General features: G+C 69.5%; 22 protein-coding genes. 15 read left to right on the top strand and 7 right to left on the bottom strand.

Going from position 1 to position 22651, the window contains the following annotated elements:
* Window positions 1–111: 111 nt before the first annotated feature.
* The 5 genes from FG385_RS26930 to uvrB are packed head-to-tail and all read left to right on the top strand — an operon-like array spanning window position 112 to window position 6969.
* Window positions 112–2922: an alpha/beta fold hydrolase gene (locus FG385_RS26930; protein ID WP_235022813.1), complete on the top strand. Its 2811-nt coding sequence runs from the start codon at window positions 112–114 to the stop codon at window positions 2920–2922.
* Window positions 2919–3845 (top strand): ABC transporter permease, encoded by a 927-nt coding sequence (locus FG385_RS26925; protein ID WP_139099590.1) that lies wholly within the window; start codon window positions 2919–2921, stop codon window positions 3843–3845. The genes FG385_RS26930 and FG385_RS26925 overlap by 4 nt, the downstream gene beginning before the upstream one ends.
* 13 nt (window positions 3846–3858) lie before the next feature.
* Window positions 3859–4335 carry a hypothetical protein gene (locus FG385_RS26920; protein WP_139099589.1) on the top strand — a complete coding sequence of 159 codons (477 nt, stop codon included), beginning with the start codon at window positions 3859–3861 and terminating at the stop codon, window positions 4333–4335.
* A gap of 39 nt (window positions 4336–4374) precedes the next feature.
* Window positions 4375–4755: a VOC family protein gene (locus FG385_RS26915; protein WP_139099588.1), complete on the top strand. Its 381-nt coding sequence runs from the start codon at window positions 4375–4377 to the stop codon at window positions 4753–4755.
* A gap of 54 nt (window positions 4756–4809) precedes the next feature.
* On the top strand, window positions 4810–6969 hold the full coding sequence (gene uvrB, locus FG385_RS26910; protein ID WP_200834666.1) for an excinuclease ABC subunit UvrB: 2160 nt from the start codon (window positions 4810–4812) through the stop codon (window positions 6967–6969).
* Window positions 6970–7106: 137 nt separating this feature from the next.
* Here uvrB and FG385_RS26905 read toward each other — a convergent pair whose 3' ends face one another.
* Entirely contained in the window at window positions 7107–7367 is a 261-nt protein-coding gene (locus FG385_RS26905; protein WP_139099586.1) for a hypothetical protein, read from the bottom strand.
* A gap of 223 nt (window positions 7368–7590) precedes the next feature.
* Window positions 7591–8850, bottom strand: a complete 1260-nt coding sequence (locus tag FG385_RS26900) for a PucR family transcriptional regulator (protein WP_235022812.1) — start codon at window positions 8848–8850, stop codon at window positions 7591–7593.
* Window positions 8851–8910: 60 nt separating this feature from the next.
* Between FG385_RS26900 and FG385_RS26895 the strand changes: the two genes are divergently transcribed.
* Complete coding sequence (locus FG385_RS26895) at window positions 8911–9438, top strand: DUF402 domain-containing protein (protein WP_139099585.1); 528 nt, start codon at window positions 8911–8913, stop codon at window positions 9436–9438.
* A 20-nt stretch (window positions 9439–9458) separates the two neighbouring features.
* Here the strand turns inward: FG385_RS26895 and coaE are convergent, their stop codons facing one another.
* Entirely contained in the window at window positions 9459–10643 is a 1185-nt protein-coding gene (gene coaE / locus FG385_RS26890) for a dephospho-CoA kinase (RefSeq protein WP_139099584.1), read from the bottom strand.
* Window positions 10644–10767: 124 nt separating this feature from the next.
* Between coaE and FG385_RS26885 the strand changes: the two genes are divergently transcribed.
* A complete protein-coding gene (locus FG385_RS26885) occupies window positions 10768–10977 on the top strand; it encodes a hypothetical protein (RefSeq protein WP_139099583.1) in 210 nt (69 codons plus the stop codon).
* 40 nt (window positions 10978–11017) lie between these two features.
* Here FG385_RS26885 and FG385_RS26880 read toward each other — a convergent pair whose 3' ends face one another.
* The 4 genes from FG385_RS26880 to FG385_RS26865 all read right to left on the bottom strand — a co-directional run bounded on the left by FG385_RS26880 (window position 11018) and on the right by FG385_RS26865 (window position 15170).
* Window positions 11018–12142, bottom strand: a complete 1125-nt coding sequence (locus FG385_RS26880; RefSeq protein WP_139099582.1) for a S1 family peptidase — start codon at window positions 12140–12142, stop codon at window positions 11018–11020.
* Between the two features lie 154 nt (window positions 12143–12296).
* Window positions 12297–13478 (bottom strand): LCP family protein, encoded by a 1182-nt coding sequence (locus tag FG385_RS26875; RefSeq protein ID WP_407645549.1) that lies wholly within the window; start codon window positions 13476–13478, stop codon window positions 12297–12299.
* Between the two features lie 97 nt (window positions 13479–13575).
* Window positions 13576–14445, bottom strand: coding sequence for an SMP-30/gluconolactonase/LRE family protein (locus FG385_RS26870; protein WP_200834665.1), 870 nt, complete (start codon window positions 14443–14445; stop codon window positions 13576–13578).
* A complete protein-coding gene (locus FG385_RS26865) occupies window positions 14445–15170 on the bottom strand; it encodes a FadR/GntR family transcriptional regulator (RefSeq protein WP_235022811.1) in 726 nt (241 codons plus the stop codon). The genes FG385_RS26870 and FG385_RS26865 overlap by 1 nt, the downstream gene beginning before the upstream one ends.
* Window positions 15171–15348: 178 nt before the next feature.
* Here FG385_RS26865 and FG385_RS26860 point away from each other — a divergent pair, with 178 nt between their 5' ends.
* The 8 genes from FG385_RS26860 to FG385_RS26825 all read left to right on the top strand — a co-directional run bounded on the left by FG385_RS26860 (window position 15349) and on the right by FG385_RS26825 (window position 22615).
* Window positions 15349–16446 (top strand): sugar ABC transporter substrate-binding protein, encoded by a 1098-nt coding sequence (locus FG385_RS26860; RefSeq protein WP_139099579.1) that lies wholly within the window; start codon window positions 15349–15351, stop codon window positions 16444–16446.
* Window positions 16447–16457: 11 nt separating this feature from the next.
* Window positions 16458–17486, top strand: a complete 1029-nt coding sequence (locus FG385_RS26855; protein ID WP_139099578.1) for an ABC transporter permease — start codon at window positions 16458–16460, stop codon at window positions 17484–17486.
* Window positions 17483–18253: an ATP-binding cassette domain-containing protein gene (locus tag FG385_RS26850; RefSeq protein ID WP_139099577.1), complete on the top strand. Its 771-nt coding sequence runs from the start codon at window positions 17483–17485 to the stop codon at window positions 18251–18253. Before FG385_RS26855 ends, FG385_RS26850 begins: the two co-directional genes overlap by 4 nt.
* A gap of 114 nt (window positions 18254–18367) precedes the next feature.
* A complete protein-coding gene (locus tag FG385_RS26845) occupies window positions 18368–19531 on the top strand; it encodes an aldose epimerase family protein (protein ID WP_139099576.1) in 1164 nt (387 codons plus the stop codon).
* 55 nt (window positions 19532–19586) lie between these two features.
* Window positions 19587–20129 carry a GNAT family N-acetyltransferase gene (locus FG385_RS26840; RefSeq protein WP_200834664.1) on the top strand — a complete coding sequence of 181 codons (543 nt, stop codon included), beginning with the start codon at window positions 19587–19589 and terminating at the stop codon, window positions 20127–20129.
* A 337-nt stretch (window positions 20130–20466) separates the two neighbouring features.
* Entirely contained in the window at window positions 20467–21684 is a 1218-nt protein-coding gene (locus FG385_RS26835) for an HNH endonuclease signature motif containing protein (protein ID WP_139099575.1), read from the top strand.
* Complete coding sequence (locus FG385_RS26830) at window positions 21681–22040, top strand: hypothetical protein (protein WP_139099574.1); 360 nt, start codon at window positions 21681–21683, stop codon at window positions 22038–22040. The genes FG385_RS26835 and FG385_RS26830 overlap by 4 nt, the downstream gene beginning before the upstream one ends.
* Window positions 21995–22615 carry a pyridoxamine 5'-phosphate oxidase family protein gene (locus FG385_RS26825; RefSeq protein ID WP_139099573.1) on the top strand — a complete coding sequence of 207 codons (621 nt, stop codon included), beginning with the start codon at window positions 21995–21997 and terminating at the stop codon, window positions 22613–22615. The genes FG385_RS26830 and FG385_RS26825 overlap by 46 nt, the downstream gene beginning before the upstream one ends.
* Window positions 22616–22651: the final 36 nt, after the last annotated feature.

The raw sequence follows: 22651 nt of genomic DNA, 5'->3' as shown, positions 1-22651 counted from the left end.
TCGCGCGAAGCGCGCCCGTTGAGGGTGGTGGTGGGCCGGCGGGTGGGCCTTGTCACCGCGAGGGGGCACCGCGCTGGGGAGTTCTCAGGAAACTTGCCATACCGTTTCGGGGTGCCCCGCATTCCGCTCCCGCGAACCCGCCGCGGCCGGCTGCTGACCCTCGGCGTGATCGTGGTGATCCTCGCCGCCGTCGCCGCCGTCTGGGCGACCTCCGGCCGCGGCCCCACCCCCGTCGCCAGCCAGAGCGCCATGATCGACGTGCCCGCCGCCCCGGGTTCGGCCGACCAGGTGCGCCTGGACACGACCTTGTACCTCCCGGCGCACACCCCGGCGCCCGCGCTCCTGCTGCCGCACGGGTTCGGCGCCGACAAGACGAGCGTCGCGGGCGCGGCTCAGGAACTGGCGCGGCGCGGATTCGTCGTGCTCACCTGGTCCGCCCGCGGGTTCGGGCACAGCACCGGGCAGATCGGGCTGAACGACCCGGACCTCGAAGTGGCCGACGCGTCCCATCTCGTCGACTACCTCGCGAAGCGGCCCGAGATACGCCTCGACGGCCCGGGCGATCCCCGGGTCGGCGTCGTCGGCGCCTCCTACGGTGGCGCGCTCGCGCTGCTGCTCGCCGGGTACGACAAGCGGATCGACGCGATCGCACCGGAGATCACCTACAACAGCCTCGCGCAGGGGCTGGTGCCGAACGACGCGAGCACGACCGCGCCGCCCGCCGCCACCCCGGCAGCGGGCGCGTTCGCCCCGGACGGGGTGTTCAAACGGTCCTGGGCGGGGATCCTGTTCTCCGCCGGCTCGTCGACCGCCCGCGGTTCGGGTGGGCTCGGCGCCGAGGCACCCGAACCGGGCCAGGAGACCAGCGGCACCAGCAGCGGCGGCACCGGCGGGGGTGCGGCGGCGGGCGCGCTCCCGTCCGCCGACAGCGTCTGCGGCCGGTTCACCGCCCAGATCTGCAACGCCTACACCGAACTCGCCACGACCGGCCGCGTCACGCCGGCGACCGTGGACCTGTTGCGGCGGCTGTCCCCCGCCTCCGTGACGAACCGGATCACCGCGCCGACGCTGCTCGTGCAGGGTGAGGACGACACGCTGTTCGGGCTCGACCAGTCCGACGCGACCGCCCGCCAGATCACCGCGGCCGGGGGCAGGGTGCAGCAGATCTGGTACGCGGGCGGGCACGACGGCGGGCAGCCGGGGCCGCAGTTGCGGGCGAAGGTCGCGGACTGGCTGTGGTTCCAGCTCACCGGCGAAGGCAGCAACCCGGTCACCGGGTTCTCCTACGACGTCCAGGGTTCGCTGCGTGCCTCGGGCGCGCCTTCGGTACGGATCCTCAACGCACCGGACTACCCCGGGCTCGGCCGCGACGAAACGCAGCGGAAAGCCCTCGCGCTGAACGGGAAGGCGCAGCCGATCGTCAACCCGCCGGGCGGGGTGCCGGCCGCGGTCAGCGGGATCCCGGGGCTCAACGGGCTTGCCGGGTCCTCCCGCGTCACGGGGCTGTTCGGCATCGACCCGCCCGGGCAGTCCGCCCGGTTCACCACCGCGCCCGTGGACTCGCAACTGCTCGTCGCCGGATCGTCGACGATCCGGCTGCACGTCGCGGGCACGACGCCGGAGGCGGTGCTGTTCGTCAAGCTCTACGACGTCTCCCCGGACGGGACCCGCTCGCTGCCGGCGAACGCGGTCGCGCCAGTCCGGGTACCGCTCACCGGCGGGTCGGCCGACGTGACCGTGACCCTCGCCGGGATCGTGCACCCGATCGAATCCGGGCATGCACTGCAGGTCGTGGTCACCACGACGGACCAGTCGTACTGGACCCCGATTTCCCCGGCGGCGTACCAGGTTTCGATCGACGGCGGGCTGTCGGTGCCGGTCATCCCGGGCAGCGCGGTCGGCGGGGGCTGGCCGCTCGGCAACGCGCTGGCGATCGCGGGCGTCCTCGTCGCCGCTCTCGCCGTCTCGATCTTCGCCGCGGTGCGCCGCAGGCGCGCGCACCGGACGGATCCGGCGCTCGCGGAGGTTCCGCTGGTGATCGAGGATCTCACGAAGGCCTATCCCGGCGGGCTGACCGCCGTGCGCGATCTGTCGTTCCGGGTCGAACCTGGCCAGGTTCTCGGCCTGCTCGGGCCGAACGGCGCGGGCAAGACGACGACGCTGCGCATGCTGATGGGCCTCATCACGCCGACGTCCGGGCAGATCAGGGTGTTCGGCCACGAAGTCCGTCCCGGCGCGCCGGTGCTGTCCCGTATCGGGTCCTTTGTGGAGGGTTCGGGTTTCCTGCCGCACCTGTCCGGTGAGCTCAACCTGCGGCTGTACTGGGACGCGACGGGACGCCCCGCGGACAAGGCGCATTTCGCCGAGGCGCTGGAGATCGCGGGGCTGGGCAACGCGGTGCACCGCAAGGTGCGCACCTACAGCCAGGGCATGCGGCAGCGGCTCGCGATCGCGCAGGCGATGCTCGGGCTGCCGGAACTGCTCGTCCTCGACGAACCCACCAACGGGCTCGACCCGCCGCAGATCCACCAGATGCGCGAGGTGCTGCGACGGTACGCCGCGACCGGGCGCACCGTGCTGGTATCGAGCCACCTGCTGGCCGAGGTCGAGCAGACCTGCACGCATGTGGTGGTCATGCACCGCGGCCGCCTGGTCGCCTCCGGTGAGGTCGGCGACATCGCGGCGGCGGGCGGCGAGGCGACCTTCCGGGTCGACGACGCGGAGACCGCGGCGGCCGCGCTGCGCTCGGTCGGCGGAGTGTCCGAAGTGGACGTCGAAGGCGACCTCGTGCACGCCGATCTGGACGGGTTGCCCCGCGCGGAAGCGGTGGCGGCACTGGTCCGGGCGGGGGTCGCGGTCGAGCAGGCCGGGCCGCGGCGACGACTGGAAGACGCTTTCCTGCGATTGGTGGACGGGGAATGACCGAGAATGGGGTGCACACCGATCCGGCGGCGCTCGACGAGCTGACCGAGGCGGCGCGGCACGAACATGCGGAGACCGGCGCGGACGGCGGCGTCGCCGGGTACCGGGCGTCCCGCACGCTCGGGCTCGGGGTGGAGCTGCGCCGCCAGCTCCGCCGCCGGCGCACCCAGCTCGTGCTCGGGTTCGTCGTGCTGCTGCCGTTCATCCTGGTGATCGCTTTCCAGATCGGGCAGTCCAACCCGAACCGGCGCTCGGGCGGGTTCGTCGACCTGGCCACCGCGAGCGCGCCGAACTTCGTGGTGCTCGCGCTGTTCGTCTCCGGCGGGTTCCTGCTGCCCACGATCATCGCGCTGTTCTTCGGGGACACGATCGCGAGCGAGGCGTCCTGGTCGAGCCTGAAGTACCTGCTGGCGATCCCGGTGCCGCGGCACCGGGTGCTGCGGCAGAAGGCGATCGCGTCGGCGCTGCTTTCCTTGCTGGCACTGGTGTTGCTGCCGCTGGTCTCGCTCGGGGTGGGGCTCGCCTGGTACGGCGCCGGCGACGCGGTCAGCCCGACCGGCGACGCGATCCCGTTCGGCCAGAGCCTGCTGGTGCTCGCGGCGAGCACGGTGTACATCGTGATCCAGCTGGCCTGGGTGGCGGGCCTGGCGCTGCTGCTGAGCGTGTCGACCGACGCCCCGCTCGGCGCGGTCGGCGGGGCGGTGCTGGCCGCGATCCTTTCGCAGATCCTGGATCAGATCACCGCGCTGGGCAGCCTGCGCAACTATCTGCCGACGCACTACTCCTACGCGTGGATCGACCTGATCGCGAACGACATCGACTGGACGAACATGGCCGCGGGCGTGCTTTCGGCGGTCATCTACGCGACGGTGCTCTCGCTGCTGGCCGCGCGCAGGTTCGCGACGAAGGACATCACGAGCTGACATACTTCCCGGCATGAACGCCGTCGAGGTCGCGCATCCGCCCGCCGCGGTGGTACGCGTGCTCAACCGTGTGGTCCTGCTCGCGACGCGCACGCCGCTGCGGAGGCCGGTCACCAAGGCGATCCTCGTGCTGCGGTTCACCGGCCGCAGGACCGGGCGCCGCTACGACATTCCCGTCACCGCGCACCGCGGCGAGGATTCGCTGATGGTGCTGACGGGCGCGCCATGGCGGCTGAACTTCCGCGGCGGGCGCGATCTCGACGTGACCCTCGACGGCCGGACGGCGCCGATGCGGGGAGTGCTGGTCGAGCACGCACGGACGGTCGCGGAGACCTATGCACAGCGGATCGCCGAACTCGGCCCGCGGCAGGGGCCGCGGCAGCTCGGCCTCAAGATCACCGTGCCACGGGCGCCGACGCTCGGCGAGCTGGTGGCGGCGGTCGAACGGGAGCACCTGTCGATCATCTGGCTCCGGCCCCGAAAAGGGTAAACTCGACATTTCCCTTCCCCGCGGCCGAGGAGGTGCCGTATGCCTCGTCCGGTCCACTTCGAGATCCACGCCTCGGACCCGGAACGCGCGATCACGTTCTACACCGCCGTTTTCGACTGGTCCTTCGAGCGCTGGGGCACCAACCCGTACTGGCTGATCAGCACCGGTGACGGTCCGGGGATCGACGGCGGGCTCGTCCCGCGGCAGGGCCCGGCACCCACCGACAACGCCCCCGTGAACGCGTACCCGAGCACGATGGAGGTGCCGGACATCGACGTCGCGGTGCGGCGTGTGCAGCAGGCCGGCGGCACGGTGATCGTGCCGAAGACCCCCATGCCCGGGGTGGGCTGGCTCGTGTACTGCACGGACACCGAGGGCAACATCTTCGGCATGCTGGAGAACGACGCGAGCGCGGAGTAACGCCCTGACCAGGGGCGCGGCAAATTGTCGGTGGGTGGGCCTACCCTGGTTCCCGTGGCCTTCGCAACCGAATACCCCGTGCTCGCCCAGTCGGAGTTCCGCCCTGTCTCGGAGATCCCCCGGACCGGCGGCCGGTTCGAGGTGGTCAGCGAGTACCAGCCCGCCGGCGACCAGCCGGCGGCCATCGACGAGCTCGAGCGCCGGATCAAGGCGGGCGAGAAGGACGTCGTACTGCTGGGCGCCACCGGCACCGGCAAGTCGGCCACCACGGCGTGGCTGATCGAGCGGGTCCAGCGGCCCACCCTCGTCATGGCGCCGAACAAGACCCTCGCCGCCCAGCTGGCCAACGAGCTGCGCGAACTGTTCCCGCACAACGCGGTCGAGTACTTCGTCAGCTACTACGACTACTACCAGCCCGAGGCGTACATCGCGCAGACGGACACCTACATCGAGAAGGACTCGTCGATCAACGACGACGTGGAGCGCCTGCGGCACTCCGCGACGATGAACCTGCTCTCGCGCCGGGATGTCATCGTGGTCGCCTCGGTGTCGTGCATCTACGGCCTGGGCACGCCGCAGTCCTACCTCGACCGCTCGAGCGAGCTCGCGGTCGGCGCCGAGGTGGACCGGGACCTGTTCCTGCGCGCGCTGGTGGACGTGCAGTACACGCGCAACGACGTCGCGTTCGCGCGCGGCACGTTCCGGGTCCGCGGTGACACGGTGGAGATCATCCCGGCGTACGAGGAGCTCGCGATCCGCGTGGAGTTCTTCGGCGACGAGATCGACAAGCTGTACTACCTGCACCCGCTCACCGGGGAGGTCGTGCGTGAGGTGGACGAGGTCCGGATCTTCCCTGCCACCCACTACGTCGCCGGCCCGGAGCGGATGGAGAAGGCGATCCAGGGCATCGAGAAGGAGCTGGAGGAGCAGCTGGCGCAGCTCGAGAAGCAAGGCAAGCTGCTGGAGGCGCAGCGGTTGCGCATGCGCACGGCGTACGACGTCGAGATGATGCGCCAGGTCGGGTTCTGCTCCGGCATCGAGAACTACTCGCGGCATATCGACGGCCGCGGGCCGGGGACGCCGCCGGCCACGCTGCTGGACTACTTCCCGGACGACTTCCTGCTGGTGATCGACGAGTCGCACCAGACCGTGCCGCAGATCGGCGGCATGTACGAGGGCGACATGTCCCGCAAGCGGAACCTGGTGGAGTACGGTTTCCGGCTCCCGAGCGCCACCGACAACCGGCCGCTGACCTGGGAGGAGTTCTCCGAGCGGATCGGCCAGACGGTCTACCTGTCGGCCACGCCGGGCCCGTACGAGATGGGGCAGACCGGTGGCGAGTTCGTCGAGCAGGTCATCCGCCCGACGGGCCTGGTAGACCCGAAGGTCGTGGTGAAGCCGACCGAGGGGCAGATCGACGATCTGGTGCACGAGATCCGCGAGCGGGCCGAGAAGGACGAGCGGGTCCTGGTCACCACGCTGACCAAGAAGATGGCCGAAGACCTCACGGACTACCTGCTGGAGCTGGGCATCCGGGTGCGGTACCTGCATTCGGAGGTGGACACGCTGCGCCGGGTCGAGCTCTTACGACAGCTGCGCTCGGGCGATTTCGACGTGCTGGTCGGCATCAACCTGCTGCGTGAAGGTCTGGACCTGCCGGAGGTGTCGCTGGTGGCGATACTCGACGCGGACAAGGAAGGCTTCCTGCGCAGTGGCACGTCGCTGATCCAGACGATCGGGCGCGCGGCGCGGAACGTGTCCGGTGAGGTCCACATGTACGCGGACAAGATCACCGAGTCGATGCAGTACGCGATCGACGAGACCAACCGCCGCCGCGCGAAGCAGGTCGCGTACAACGAAGAGCGCGGGCTCGACCCGCAGCCGCTACGGAAGAAGATCGCCGACATCCTGGACCGGGTGTACACCGAGGCCGAGGATTCCGATCGCGAGGTCGGGGTCGGCGGTTCGGGCCGGAACGTCTCACGCGGCAAGAAGCCCGAGCAGGGCGGTGGCGGGCGCTCGTCCGGTGTGCTCGTCGACCGTGACGTGTCGGGCATGCCGCGGGCGGAGCTGGCGGACCTGATCCAGTCGATGACCGATCAGATGATGCAGGCCGCCCGGGACCTGCAGTTCGAGCTGGCCGCCCGGCTGCGGGACGAGATCGCCGATCTGAAGAAGGAGCTGCGCGGGATGGACGCGGCGGGTATCAGGTAACCGGAATACTGTGCCGTTCGTTGCCAATCCGACGGCAGTCACGGCGGACATGGGTGTCTGTGACCAGGTCGGCTGCGGACCGTGTCCGCCTACTTTCGGTCGGATTGGCAACAGCCGACCTCAGGCCGCCGATCGGCTCACGCGGTCAGCGCGCCGTACTGGCGCCTGGCCTGCCGTGCCAGGCAGGCCTCGCACGGCATCCCGCAGACGCCGTTCAGCACCTCGGCCTGCGCGGGCGCGATGACCTCGCCGCAGACGGCGGTCAGTTCACTGGGGATGGGGCCCTCGGCGGGCAACGGGACGAGGTGACTGACCCGCCTGCGCTCACCCACCACGCCACGGCGCAGGCGGATGACCGCCACCAACTCTGCCGGCTGCGCGTGGATGACGTTCCCCATGAGGACAGCGTAAACCGGAATAATCGCGTTCGCTTCGTGCCAACGGCCCAACGATCACCCATACGACTGGTGTGAAAGACCGAAACTATCGGCCGTATGACTGTTCGCGCAGGTACTGTGCGGTCCGTTGCCGATCCGGCCACGGTCACGGCTGTCCAGCTTGCGTCGCAACGGTTTACACGTAGTTCGGGTCTGCCCGCTTTGGCCGGATCCGTACCGGTCGTCAGCGCGCGATCAGCACGGCGGGGCCCAGCCGCTGGCACACCTTGAGCGCGAGTTCGACATCAAGACGATTATCGGTCACCGCCCGGCCCAGCGTTTCCTCCGCCTTGCGCACCCGGTACTGGACCGAGTTCTTGTGCATCGTCAGCTTCGCGGCCGCGGCCGTGTAGCTCCCGCCGGTCGCGAGGAACACCAGCAGCGTCTCTCGCAGCCGTTCGTGCTGCTCATCGTCGGTGGCGAGGGCGCCGAGGATGTCGGAGACCCAGCTACGGGTCGCGGGCAGGTCCGAGGTCATCAGCGCGATCGCCCCGACGTCGCGGAAGGTCAGGGCCCGCTCGCACTGGTCCCCCGCCGCGGTGGACAGCGCGTGCACCCGGCCGGCCTGCCGGTGGCTGCGCCGGAAACCGTCGATCCCGTCGGCGGGATCCCCCAGCACGAGCCGCACCGTCGGCTCCGCGGTCGCCAGGATGCGCCCGACCTCTTCGTCCTCGGGCAGTACGGCCTTCTCCAGCGGGAACCAGACCCACGCGCACCGCTCGTCGGCCGGCACCAGCAGCGGCTGGCCGGTGGTCGGCAGGCCTTCGCCGAGCGCGGTGGTCACGACCTGCAGCGAGCCGAGCGCGTTGCCCTGCGCGGGTTCCACCGCGTGCCACACGATCATCGCCAGATGCGTGCCGCGCAGCCGGTACCCCAGCGCGCTCTCGATGGTGTCGATCTCGAGCCCGTCACCTTCGAGCAGCTCGCGCACCCGGGCGGCGCGCAACGCGTTGCGGTTGAGCAGCCAGCGGTCGCGCTCCTCCTGGTAGGCGCTCACGACCTGCTGGGTGACCCGGTCGATGAACGCGAACGTGCCGGTGAGCGCCTTGCTCATCATGCCGCCGAGCATGTCGGGATCCCTGATCTGCTTGGCGGCCTCGGTCAGCGCGTAGTTGAGGATCGCGGTCTGGGCGAGGTAGTAGGCGCGGATCAGGTCGACGACCGGGGTGCCGCGCTGGGCGAGACGGCGCGCGTACTGCATCGCCGCGGCCGGCGCCTCGACGCGAGTGGGGTCGATCCCGTGCTGGAAGATGCGGAGCGCGGTGTCGATGTTCTGGAACAGGCTCGCCGAGAGCAGGCTGACCACGCTCTCGTCGTCGTTCACCAGATGCGGGAGTTCACGCGCGTACAGTTGCACCATATCGGCAGTGAGCTCATTGGCCTGCCCGCTGAGATCGGTCGCGATACGCGCGACCCAATCCGTCACCGCCCCTTCGTCCACCACGCGATCACCCTACCGGCGTGACACTCGTTTTCGCGCTGTAAACCCGAGAAGATGGTCCGCATGGCAGAGCACGCGGGGGCCATCCACCCGCCGAAGATCGAGATTTTCGACGTCGCCGCGGGCACGAACATCGATCCGAAAGGGGTCGTGCGCAAGGTCGAAGAGTACCGGGTCGAACCGTTCGGCCTTTATGTCGCGCGGCCCGCGCCCGGCCGGGCGCAGTTCCACTACCTGGAGTCGTGGCTGCTCCCGGCACTCGGGCTGCGGATCACCGACTTCTGGTTCAGTCCTGGCCACGAACGCGATCAGGACTTCTACTTCGACGTGGTCACGGTGGACCGCGACGGCGAGACCTGGCGCTCCGCCGACTGGTACCTCGACATCGTGCTGCGCGAGGGGCGCGGGCTGGAAGTGCTCGACACCGACGAACTGCTGGCCGCCTCCGCCGCCGGCGTGGTCAGCCCCGCCGACGCGCGGGGTGCGCTGGAGGTCACCTACACCACCGTCGCCGGGCTGGCCGCGCACGGGTACAAGGTGCGGGACTGGCTGTCCACGATGAACATCGAGCTGAGGTGGCGGCGGCACTGACCGCACCCGCGATCGCGGACTCAGGTCGTCCAGCCGGTCGCGGCCGCCCAGGATTCGGCTCGGCGGAAGGCCGCGTTGACCCAGCCCTGCTTCTCGTCCGCGTAGGCCTCGACGGTGCCGTCCGCCGCATGTGCTTGGGCGAGCTTGCGCTTGACCTTGGCATAGGCTTCGCGCTCGGCCGAGTTCTGGCGCAGCCACTCGGCGAACAGCAGGGCCAGGCGCCAGGCCGGCGTCTCCGTCGAGCGCACATGCAGGTTGAGCATCCGGCCCGGATCGCCGCCGAAGTGGAAGCGCTTCGGCCACGGCGACGATCCGTTCATCGAATCATCGAACCATTCGCCCTCGGCGCGGGGGAAACCCGCGTCCGACAGCGAGTCCGCGATCGCGTCGGCATCCTCCAAAGTGGACACCGTAACCTGGAGGTCGAGGATGTCCTTGGCGGGCAGGCCAGGCACCGACGTCGAGCCGATATGGTCCGCCCGCAACGCGCCCTCCCCCACCGCGGCACGGATCCGGGCGAGCGCGCGCGCGGCCTGCGCGGGCCACCGCTCGTCGTAGCGCGAGAGCTTCGGCGACATCGGTGCCCGGGGGCGGCGCAACCGGACGTTCGCCTCGTAGGGCACCAGCCGGTCGGCCCACAGCCGGTCGACGTCCGCCAGCACCACGTCCGGGCTTTGACTGTTGTCGAGCCACACGTCCGCCGCCGCGCGCCGCTGCCGCTCGCTCGCCTGGGCCGCGATCCGCGCCCGCGCGTCGGCCTCGGCCATCCCCCGCGCGTGGACCAGGCGCCGCACCCGCACCTCGACGGGCGCGTCGACCACGAGCACCAGGTGGTAGTTCGCCCCCAGACCGCCTTCGACCAGCAGCGGGACGTCGTGCACGACGACCGCGTCCGCCGCCGCGCCCGCCATCAACTCCGCGGTACGCGCCCCGATCAGCGGATGCATGATCCCGTTGAGCCGCTTACGCGAGGCCTCGTCGGTGAACGCCCTGGCGGCGAGCGCCGCCCGGTCGAGGGCGCCTCCGGCGGTGAGGATGTCCGCCCCGAACTCCGCGGCCAGCGCCGCGAGCCCTTCGGTCCCGGGCTCGACCACCTCGCGGGCGAGTTTGTCGGCGTCGATCAGCACGGCCCCGTGCTCGGCGAGCCGGGCGGCGACCGTCGACTTGCCGGCCCCGATTCCACCGGTGAGCCCCACACGCAGCATGCCGGCATTCAATCAGGTGACCCGTGATCGAACCGATACGGGTGACACGCCGACCAGGTATTACGCTTCTGGCTCTCCGTCCGGGTACGGTGCGCGGCGGAAGGGGCACCCACACGGAGGAACGATGCCAGGGAAGCACGCCGGGAGGCACCGGCTCGGTACGCCGGGGATGGTGCATTGCCTGGAGTACCGTTCGGTCGCCCTCGCGCTGGAGGAGTACCGCCGCACCTGGCTCACCGCCCTGCTCGTCCCGGCGAAGCACAGCCTCGCCGGCCTGCGCCGCCGCGCCGCGCTCGCCGCGCGCGAAAGTGCCTGGATCCCGGCCACCACCTGAGACGGGGCACCTCCTGGGAGGCACCCCGCCCCGGTGCCGGTCAGCCGGTGACCAGGGAGAGGCCGTAGGCCGAGAGGATCTCGTTCACGGGCTGGAAGAAGGTCGTGCCACCGCTCGTGCAGTCGCCCGAACCGCCCGAGGTCACGCCCTGGGCCTGGTTGCCGCTGACCCACGAGCCACCCGAGTCGCCGGGCTCGGCGCACGCGTTGGTCTGGGTGAGCCCGGAGACGGTGCCCTCGGAGTAGTTCACCGTCTGGTTGGTCGCCTGGATCGTGCCGCAGTGCCAGCCCGAGGTGGAGCCCGAACGGCAGACCGAGGAGCCGACGGCCGCGGCGGTCGATCCGGCGACGGTCACGTCACCGTTGCCGTAACCGTCCACAGTAGACGTCGGCGTCCAGCTGGAATTGGTCTGCACGAAGGAATAGTCGTTGCCGGGGAACGACGACGACTTGAAGGTACCCATCGCGGAGCCGTCCGGGCCGGTCACCGAGTCGCCCGCGCTGCCGCAGTGACCCGCCGAGACGAATCCGCCGTTGACCGAGAAGCCGACCGAGCAGCGCGCGGAATCGTTGATGTAGTACGCGTCGCCGCCGACCACGTCGCCCGCGTCGAGGTGGGGCGCCGCGGCAACCGAATCGACACGCACCGGGCCGGTGCTCTCGGCGAAGTCGAGGAACCGCTGCACGGCCGGGTTCGCCGCGCCCTGCTTGACCGTGACGACCAGCGTGTTCGCCTTCTCGTCGACGTACCAGCCGGTGACGTCCTTCGGCGCGGTCTGGCCCGCGTAGCCGTCGAGGGAGGACTTCGCGGCGTCGAGCGCCGCCTGGGTGCGGGCGACCGTGACGGCGTCCGCTCCGGCGGCACGGACCGCGCCGGCCACTGCGGGATCGGTGACACCGACGACGAGCTTGCCCGCCGGGGCGTCGTACCAGGCTCCGCCGAACGCCGGACCGGCGGCGGACCGCGCGGCCGGGGCGAGGTTCATCGCCGCCGACTCCTGCGCGAGCCGCGTCTGCACCTGCTGCGCGTTCAACCCGAAATCGCGCTGCATCGCGGTCAGCATGGGCTGGGCGGCGGTCGCGGACGGGGCGAGGCACACCGCCACCGCGGCACCCGCCGCCAGGCCCGCCGCCCCCAGTGACTTTCTCAAGGTCGTTCGCTTCATTCGATCGCTCTTTCGCTCGGCTGCAGGGACTGGGTCGCGCGACCACCGTCCGAGTTTCACCCGATCGTGTCGGTTGCCGAAACCCCGCGAAAGTAGGTTGGTGAATATCCCTCATTTCGGGGCCATGCGGGGTTCACCGGGCGGCAACGGGCGATCAGTGGACGCAGCCGCTCAGATCCGAACTGTTCGAACTCGGCACGACCGAGGTCTCGGTGGTGGGCGGCGCACTGCTCTGGGCCGCCTGCGCGGCCGCACCGGAGGGGTGCGCGGACGGGGAGGCCGGGCCCTTGCCCAGCAGGTTGTCGATGAACGCGCGCACGCCGACCGGGTCGACCTTCACCGCGTCGCCGTCGTACGGCGTTTGCAGGCTCAGCGACTGCACCGGGATCGTCACGAACGTGAGCCCGTCCGCGCTCAGCCCCCGCATCTGCTGGGCGAAGGTCAGGATGTCCCAGCCGGAGTCGATCAGCACCGACTGCTGCACCGCCGCGATGAGCCTGTCGAGCTTGACCGGATTGGCCAGCGTGCCGGCATCGAGCACGACCTTCGCCGCGCTGGACAGGAAGGCCTGCTGGCGGGCGATGCGATCGAGGTCGCCGTTGGCCAACCCGTGCCGCTGCCGCACGAACTCCAGCGCCCGCGCGCCCGAGAGGACCTGGGGACCGGCGGGGAAGTCCGCACCGGAATAGGGGTCGTGCACCGGTTCGGACAGGCACACCGGTACCCCGCCGACCGCGTTGCTCAGGGTGTAGAAGCCGAACAGGTTGATCGCGGCGTAGTGGTTGATCGTCAGGCCGGTGAACTGCTCGACGGTCCGGATCGCGGTGCGCGCCCCCGCCTTGTCCGCCTGCCGTTCCTGCTCGGCGCCGGTGACCCCCTGTGCGGCCAACTGGGTGAGCGCGGCCTGTTTGCCGTAGGTGTACGCGGAGTTGATCTTGTGCTTGCCGTAGCCGTCGGCGATCTCCACGTAGGAGTCGCGCGGGATCGAGATGGCTGTGGCCGCACCCCCGCCCGCGGGGATGTGCAGCACGATCATCGTGTCCGTGGTGTCGCCGCCGTCGCTCGAGTTGCCGGCGTGCAACTGGTCGAGGACGTTCTGCGGGAGCGGGTTGCCCTGGGCGTCGGTGCGCGCGTCGATGCCGACGAGCAGGATGTTCTGCTCGGGCACCGGGACGTTGGGTGGACTGCTGGGCAGTTGCGCCGAGGGCTCGATGACGTCGGCTGTCGCGAGCCCGCTGGTGAGCCGGTTGACCTGGGTCCAGCCGTAGCCGGCGACGCCGAGAGCGAGGACGGAGGCGAGCCCGAGTGCGGTGTACCCGATTGGCTTCCAGCGCACCGCCAGCCCTCCCCTGAGTCACCCGATCCGGTAACGTCCATCATCCAGAGGATTTCTGACAGTTTCCTGTGAATTCCGCGCTGCGGCGCGGTGAACATTACGTCACCCGATTGGCCGAGACCGCGTAGCCGAGTACGGGCAGGCCGCGCACGCCCGGCCGGTACCGGAACAGCGCACCCGCTTCCGGTTGCGCCGCCGGGTCGATCGTCTGCCGGGAGGTCGTGATGTACAGCTCGTCGAGGTCAGGGCCGCCGAAGGCGCAAGCCGTGACCTGGGTGACCGGCAGCGGAACGTGTTCGGCGAGCTTGCCGTCCGGGGTGTAGCACCGCACGGCGCCCCCGCCCCACAGCGCGATCCACAGCCGGCCTTCGGCGTCGACGGTCATACCGTCCGGGGCGCCGGCGTCCGCGGGGATCTCGATGAGCGGGCGGCGGGCGGTCAGCCCGCGCTCGGCGCTGTAGTCGAAAGCGTCGACGCGCTGAGTCGGCGTGTCGATGTAGTAGGCCGTGCCGCCGTCCGGGCTCCAGGCCAGCCCGTTGGAGACGGTGACTCCGGTGAGCACGGTGGTCACCGAACCGTCCGCTTCGAGCCGGTAGAGGCCGCCCGCGCCGGGCGCCGCGGAGTACGCCATCGATCCACAGTAGAACCGGCCGTCGGGGTCGCAGCCGCCGTCGTTCATCCGGATCTCGCGGTCGGTCCACAGCTCCGGCAAGGATTCGACCTTCGCCAGCGACGCGTCCGCGAGCGCGAACCCGCGCTCCAGCGCCAGCACCGCACCACCGTCCGACCGCGGGCGCAGGGCCGCGGCGACCGTGCCCACATGCGTGCGGCGCACCCGGCCACCGGCGAGCTCGAGCACGTCCCCGGCGAGCATGTCGACCCACCGCGGACCCGGCCAGCCCGCGAACCACACCGGCCCTTCCCCATGCGCCGCAACGGGTTCGGTCACCTGCTCCACTGTGGACATCAGTAGTCCACCATCTGCCGGACGGCCTCGGCCGTGGTCTCGAGCAACTTGCGCATCGCCCGCGCGGCGGCGACGGGACGGCGCCCGCGGACGGCGCCGAGCACCACCTGGTGCAGCGGCAGGGTCGCGACGACTCCGCCGGGCGCGTGGGAGCTGGCCTCCAGCCCGTGGTACAAACCGGTCTCCAGCAGCCGGCCGAGCTGCTCGATGAGCTGGTTCCCGCTGGCCTTCAGCAGCGTCAGGTGGAATTCGAGGTCGGCCTCGACGAACGCGTCCTCGCTGTCGGGCAGGTTCGGCGCGTGCGCCTCCATCCGCTCATACGCGTCCGCCAGCTTCGCCATCTGCTCGCCGGTCGCCCGCTCGGCGGCCAGCTGCGCCGCCCCGGGCTCGACCATCAGGCGCAGTTCGAGCAGCGCACCCAGGAAGGACGGGTCCTCGGTGCTGCCGTGCCAGCTGATCACGTCGCGGTCCATCAGGTTCCACTGGTCACGCGGCAGCACGCGGGTGCCCAGCCGCGGCCTGGGCTCCACCAAACCCTTAGCGGCTAAGGCTTTCACCGCTTCGCGGACGCCGCCGCGGCTCACGTCGAGCTGCGCGGCCAGCTCGGCCTCGTTGGGCAGCTGGGCCCCGGCCGGCAACTCCCCGGACACGATCCGGCGGCCGAGCCACTCGACCACGCGGCCATGGATCGTGCGGTGCCTGCCGAGAGGCCCCTCCTTGCTCATCCTCACGGAGTAATCATCGAATCATACATCCATAAAGTCAAATGATGATCCCCTGCCCGGATGATCCCGATCTCTGGTTTCCTCGCGATCAAACCTTGACGGATTCGACGAATCATCCAATGATTCAGGCACGCTTGCAGACCCCGGGTTCCCCGCCGACGTGGATGGGTGGTTGATCATGAGCGATGGGCAGGCCGCGACCTCGCGAAGGGCCGCACTGAAGTTCCTCGGAGCAGGTGGTGGCGCGGTCGCCGCGGGCGCGCTCCTGTCCGCCTGCAACGGCGTGCAGGGCAACTCGGCCTCCGGCGGCGCCGGCTCCTTCCCGAGTACACCGCCGTGGCGGTTCACGTTCATCAATCACGTGACCACCAACTCGTTCTTCGTGCCGACGAAGAACGGTATGAGCGACGCCGCGAAGCTGCTCGGGCTGCCCGATCCCCAATGGACCGGCTCCACCGAGGGCAACGTTTCGGAGATGGCGAACGCCTTTTCCACCGCCATCAACGGCAACGTGGACGGGATCGCGATCGCGCTGACCGACAGCAACGCGTTCATCGAACCGGCCAAGCGCGCGCTGGCCAAGGGCATCCCGGTCATCGCCTACAACGCGACCGCGCCCGGCAACTACCCGCTGACCTACGTGGGCCAGGACCTCTACCAGTCCGGCTTCCTGATGGGACAGCGGATCGCGCGGGACATCACCTCCGGCAGCATCCTCGTCGGGATCTCGCAGCCCGGCGGGAACAATGTGCAGCCACGGCTGGACGGCATCACCGACGCGCTCAAGCAGGCGGCGCCGGGGGTGCAGGTGCTGTCGATCAACACCGGCGCCGAGCAGGCCAACGAGCTCAACGCGATCACCGCGGCGTATGACGGGCACACCGACGCGAAGGGCATCTACGCCGTGGACGCCGGCAGCACCGCGTCCATCGCACAGCTGATCGCGAACCGCGGGCTGCAGGGCAAGGTGCACGCCGGCGGGTACGACACCCTTTCCGACACGCTCAAAGGCGTCCAGTCCGGCGCGATGGACTTCACCATCGACCAGTCCGCGTATCTGCAGGGTTTCCTGCCGGTGCTGTACATGTACCTGTTCCGGCTGTCCGGCACGCTCGTCTCGCCGCCGGTCACCGACACCGGCCTCACGTTCGTCACCAAGGCCAACGTGGGCCCGTACGTCTCCGCGAACAGCAAGTTCGAAGGCGGCACGAAGGCCGATCTGGTGCCGATGCCCGCCTCGATCCCGCTGCCGGCGGCCACCAGTTCGACCCGCTAGGAGTTGTGCCCATGACCGATGCGGTCACCGACAAGCGCTCGGGGCGAACGCGGCCGGGCACGCCGTCGAACGGCGGGTTCTGGCTCGGGCTGATCCGGGTCAAGGAGCTGAGCATCCTGCTGGTGACGATCGCCGCGGTGATCTACTTCAGCCTCTCCAGCGGGCCGGGCTTCTCGACCACGCAGAACTACCACACCATCGCGCAGTACGTGGCGCCGTGGGCGATCGTGGGCGCGGGTGAGGTGATGGTGCTGATCTGCGGGCAGATCGACCTGTCCGCCGGTTTCGTGTTCACGCTGTCGCCGTTCGTGCTGATGCTGTTCTACAACAACGGGTGGCCGCTGCTGCTGGCGGTGCTCGGCTCGATCGTGGTCAGCGCGGCGATCGGGGCCGTCAACGGGCTGGTGCACACGATCTTCGGGCTGTCTTCGTTCATCACCACGCTGGGCATGGCTTTCCTGCTGTGGGGCATTTCGCTGATCATCTCCGGTGGTTCGCCGGTGAGCGCGCCCACCGGCAGCTGGGTGGTCTCGGTGTTCGGCGGCTGGGGGTGGTCGGAGTTCCTCTGGGCGGTGGTCGTCGTGCTGGTGATGCAGGTGGTGCTGTCCACCACGCGCTTCGGCATCTCGACCCAGGCCACCGGCGGCAACCCGATCGGCGCGGCCGAGGCCGGCATCCGGACCGACCGGGTGAAGGTCGTCTGCTTCACGATCGTCGGCGGCCTGGCCGGGCTGGCCGGGATCCTGCAGGGCACCCGCGTCGGTTCGTACGACCCGACCAACGGCGGGTTCAACACGATGTTCTTCGGCGTGGCGGCCGCGGTCATCGGCGGTACCGCGCTGCTCGGCGGATCAGGCACGGTCATCGGCGCGTTCCTCGGCGCACTGCTGCTCGGGCTGGTCTACGACGGGTTCAACCTGACCGGGATCAGCGCGAACGGGTTCTACGTGGTGCTGGGTGCCGCGATCCTGATCGCCGCGCTGCTGAATGTCTACTTGACGATCGTCCGGAAGCGGCTCGGGGCACGGAGGCACTCATGAGCGACAATGGCGGAGCCTTGCTCATGCGGGCCGAGCACGTCAGCAAGCGGTTCGGGCCCGTGCGGGCGCTGACCGACATCAACCTGTCCGTGCGCACGGGCGAGGTGCTCGGGCTCATCGGCGACAACGGTGCCGGGAAGTCCACGCTGATCAAGATCCTGACCGGCTATCACCAGCCGGACCACGGCCGGCTCCTGTTCGAAGGGCAGCCGGTGCAGCTGAAGTCGGTGACGTATGCGCGGAACCTGGGCATCGAGACGGTGTTCCAGGATCTCGCGATGGTCAACGAGCTGCCGGTGTACCTGAACCTGCACCTGAACAAGGAGCTCGTGCACAAACCGCTGCCGTTCCTGCGCCGCCGCGAGATGAAGCGGCGGGCCAGGGAGGCGCTCGACGCGATCGGCATCAACATCCCGTCGGTCACCGCCGAGGTCGGGCAGCTCTCGGGCGGGCAGCGGCAGGCGATCGCCGTCGCACGCTCGGTGTATTCGAACAACGCGAAGCTGCTCCTGCTCGACGAGCCGCTCGCCGCGATGGGCGCGAAGGAAGGCGGGCTGATCCTCCGGCTGCTGGACCAGCTCAAACAGCGCGGCGACATCGCGATCATCCTCATCGCGCACAACTACAGCCAGGTGGTCGACGTCTGCGACCGGGTGAACCTGTTGCAGCATGGCGAAATCACCTTCGACAAGGCTTCCAAGGAGACCTCGGTGGCCGAGCTGCTCGAGCTCGTGCACGCCGAATACCGGATCAATACCGCAACGTAGCGTGCCGATCGTCACCAGTCCGACGGCAGCCACGGCGGAAACGGGTTTCTCCGAGCAGGTCGGCGGCGGACCGTGTCCGCCTACTTTCGGTCAGACTAGTAACTGGGAGGGTCGATGGGGACCAGATTCTCGCGGCGCACCGCGCTCGCGACCGGTGCCGCGGGCTTGGCGACGGTGGGGTTCGGCGGCGTGAGTGCCGCTGCCACGGGCAAACCGCCCTCGGTGTCCAAAGAGTACTTCGGCCAGGCCGACGGCGAGGCCGTGTATCGCTACACCCTGGAATCCGGGCGGGGTATGAGGGTCCGGATCCTCAGCTACGGCGGGATCATCCAGACCCTCGAGGCGCCCGATCGCCATGGCCACACCGCGAACGTCGTACTGGGCTTCCCGACGCTCGCCGACTATGTCGCGAAGAACAGCCCGCAGGCCGGCGGCGGCGTGTACTTCGGGGCGCTGATCGGCCGGTACGCCAACCGGATCGCCAAGGGAACGTTCACTTTGGACGGTAAAGTCTACCACGTTCCGGTCAACAACAACGGGAACAGCCTGCACGGCGGGCTGGTGGGGTTCAACCAGAAGGTGTGGGACGTCACGGAGATCCGCGGCGGTCTCCGGCTGAGCCTGACCAGCCCGGACGGCGACCAGGGCTACCCCGGCACCCTGCACGCCACCGTCACGTACACTTTGGACCAGCACAACCGGCTGACCATCGGCTATACCGCCACGACGGACAAGCCGACCGTGGTGAACCTGACCAACCACACGTACTGGAACCTCGCCGGTGAGGGCTCCGGCGACGTCTACGACCAGAAGCTGCAGATCGGTGCCGCCCGCTACACCCCGACCGACGGCACGCAGATCCCGACCGGGCAGCTCGCGCCCGTGCACGGCACGCCGTTCGACTTCCGTGCGCCGACGGCGATCGGCGCACGGATCCGGGACCACGACCCGCAACTGCTGATCGGCCAGGGCTACGACCTCAACTGGGTGCTCGACCACCCCGGTTCGCTCCTGCCCGCGGCGAGCGCTTTCGATCCGGCCGGCGGGCGGGCGCTGACGGTCCTGACGGACCAGCCCGGGCTGCAGTTCTACTCGGGCAACTTCCTCGACGGCACGCTCGTCGGGACGAGCGGCAAGGTCTATCGGCAAAGCGACGGGTTCGCACTGGAGACCCAGCATTTCCCGGACTCGCCGAACCACCCGTCGTTCCCGAGTACCGTGCTGCGGCCGGGGCAGACCTACCGGACGACGACGGCGTTCGCGCTCGGCGTCTTGTAGTCCCGCCGCGGGCAATTCGTTCGCGGCCCGGCGACCGGTCGGCTACGTTCGGCGCGTGGAGATCCGCCGGGAGACCAGCGCTGATCACGAGCCGGTCGGTCGCCTGCACGAGCGCGCATTCGCCGACCCTCGCATCCCGCTGCCCGTCTCGGCGCTGCGGACCGCCGCCGCTCCGCTCCCGCCGGTCTCGCTGGTCGCCGAGATGGAGGGCCAGGTCGCCGGGCACGTGATGCTCTCCGCCGGCCGCCTCGACGCACCGCGGCGGCTGGTGGACGTCTATGTGCTCTCGCCGCTCGGCGTCCTGCCGGAGTTCCAGCGGCGCGGCATCGGCACCCGCCTCGTCGCGGCGGCGCTGGCGGCCGCACACGGGGTTCCCCTGGTGTTCCTCGAGGGTTTCGCCCGCGTCCTACGGAAAGCGGGGCTTCACCAGCGCGGTAGCGCTCGGCTTCCGCGCGCCGTCGCCGCGGATCCCGGAGCAGGCTTTCCAGGTCGCGGTCCTGCCCGGCTACGAGCCGTGGATGACGGGAACGCTCGTGTACTCGGCCCCGTTCTGGGACCTGGACTGCGTGGGGCTGCGCTAGCGCACACGACCGGATGACGTGCTTCGGCTCCGGGCTCGCTGCCGAGTGCGGACGCGCGGGGGCCGCGTGTTCGTGCTCGCGGTCGAACGTCGCGCGGTGGAGCGCGGCAATCACCCACCCGAACCTGCTTCCGCTGGCAAATCCTGAAACGACCGTTACCGGCAAGGATCCATAAGCGCTACCCAGGCGTTTGACCACCGTCAACTCCTGCCCGACCTCATCGACTGCCCGATCGACAACTTCCCGGCAGGCAATTGGCGTACCCCAACGCTCACCCTCCATCGAGTCCACTCGATCCAGTGAATTGCAAGGTAACTTATCGATCATTTGTTTGATTATCGATACAATAATTACATGACTGGTTCTAATGAGCTTACTGTCGTCACACTGCCCGATCCGCGTGAAATCGCGTCGTTTTCCGATCAGCGGGCGCTGGAGTGTTTGCTCGCAACACAGCAGGCCTTGTGCCGGATACAGGCCGTGCAGGTCCGGGCGATCGCCCGACTTAGCGAGATCCGGAACCGAGACGGCTCGGTGCCCGACGAGATCGGCCTCGAACTGGCGATTTCACGACATATCGCGGCACAGCGCGTCGATCTGGCCGACGTGCTGCTGTCCCGCTTACCTCGGACTCTCGCTGCGATGGACGCCGGGCACCTCGACATGTACAAGGCGTCAAAGGTGTACGAGGTAACGTCGCCCTTGTCGGACGAGCAGTGTCGCGAACTCGATGCCCGGCTCGCGCCCCGGCTTGCCGGTAAGGACTCCAACCAGATCCGGCGCGCCGCCCGCGACCTCGTCCATCGTATCGACGGTGCCGGCGCCAACGAACGGGCCGTGAAACGCCGGGAGGACCGGAGTGTCCGGCTGCTTCACGAAGAAGACGCAATGGCCACTCTCATCGCCTATTTGCCCGCCGAAACGGCGTCGGCGATCTACGCCCGCGTGGATACCATCGTTAAACGCCGCAAGCGAGGCCACGATGAACGCACCCACGACCAACTCCGCGCCGACGTGCTGTCCGAGCTCCTTCTTGGCGTCGATCAAAGCGACGTCCTCGGTACGGTCTTCCTGCACGTGCCGATCGGCACGGCGCTGGGCATCACCGAACACGGCGCGGTCCTGGAAGGTCACGGTGAAATCCCCGGCGAAATCGCTCGGGAAATCCTCAACCGCCCGCAGCGCGTCTGGAAGAAGGTCATCACCGATCCTGTGTCCGGTGCCGTCCTCGACGTCGGACGCACCACTCGCAGGCCTCCAGCTGCGATCAGGGACCTGGTACGGGCCAGGGATCGCGAATGCGGGATGCCGCACTGCCACAGGCCCGCCCACCACGCACAACTCGATCACGCGCAACGCTGGCGCCACAACGGATCCACCAGCGCCCGCAACATCCGTGCCCTCTGCCAGCACCACAACCTGCTCCGCGAAAAGACCGGATGGGATGTCCACCATGACTCGGCCACCGGGACGACGATGATCGTCACTCCGGCCGGGCACGCCTTCCAGCACCAACCCGAGCCCCTGGCCGAAGCCACCACCGTCAAACAGAACGACGGCTTCATCGGGTGAGCGGTGACGAGCAGCCCGAGCGCCGCGTTGCCCTCGGCCGGGTAGTCCTCGATGCAGTCGGCCGCCAGTATCAGGCGCCCGCCGATCCAGCCGCCCAGCAGATGCTTCCGCTCCTCGGGGACGACATCGAGCCCGGCGAGGAACTGGCTCTGCGCATCCGCGGCACCGACCGGCAGGCCGGACGTCACCCGCGCGTAGTCCTCGCACGCCTCCAGCAGCGCCTGCAGCCCCGGCCCGTCATCGGGTACCAGCTCGTCGATCTGCTCGACCCCGGCCACCGTGAACATCGTTCCAGACTACTGTCGTCCCCATGGGGATCGAAGCGATTAACAGCGAGGAAGAACTCCGCGCGCTGATCGGCGTTCCGAACGAAGCCGCACTCCGGAAAGAGCGCGCGAAACTGCACGAACTCGACCGGCAGTGGCTCGCGGCGTCACCGTTCTGCCTGATCGCCACGGCCGATACGCGCGGCGCCTGCGACGTCTCGCCCAAAGGTGACCCGCCCGGGTTCACGCTCGTCCTCGACGACGCGACGATCGCGATCCCCGAGCGGCCCGGCAACAAGCGCGCCGACGGGTTCCGGAACATCCTCGCGAACCCGCACGTCGGCCTGCTCTACTTCATCCCCGGCCGCGGGGACACGCTGCGTATCAACGGCCGCGCGCGGCTCGTCCGTGACGCGCCGTTCTTCGACGACATGATCGTCAAGGGCCACCGGCCGATCCTGGCGATCCTGGTCGAGATCGAGGAGGTCTTCCACCACTGCGCCAAGGCCTTCATGCGCTCGAAGCTGTGGAAGCCCGAGACGTGGCACCCGGATTCGGTACCACCGCGGCCGGTCATCGCCAAGGCGCTGGAGCGCCCCGGCGACTCCCTCGACGAACTCGAGCACTACTACGGGCCCGCGTACGCGGAAAAACTCTACCGCTGACCGGCTCCCGCCCCGAGGCGGCTTGGCGTGCCGGAA

Source organism: Amycolatopsis alkalitolerans, assembly GCF_006152065.1.
Taxonomy (GTDB): Bacteria; Actinomycetota; Actinomycetes; order Mycobacteriales; family Pseudonocardiaceae; genus Amycolatopsis_E; species Amycolatopsis_E alkalitolerans.
The sequence above is the reverse complement of the archived record's forward strand: the minus strand, read 5'-3'. Positions and strand labels throughout refer to the sequence as shown.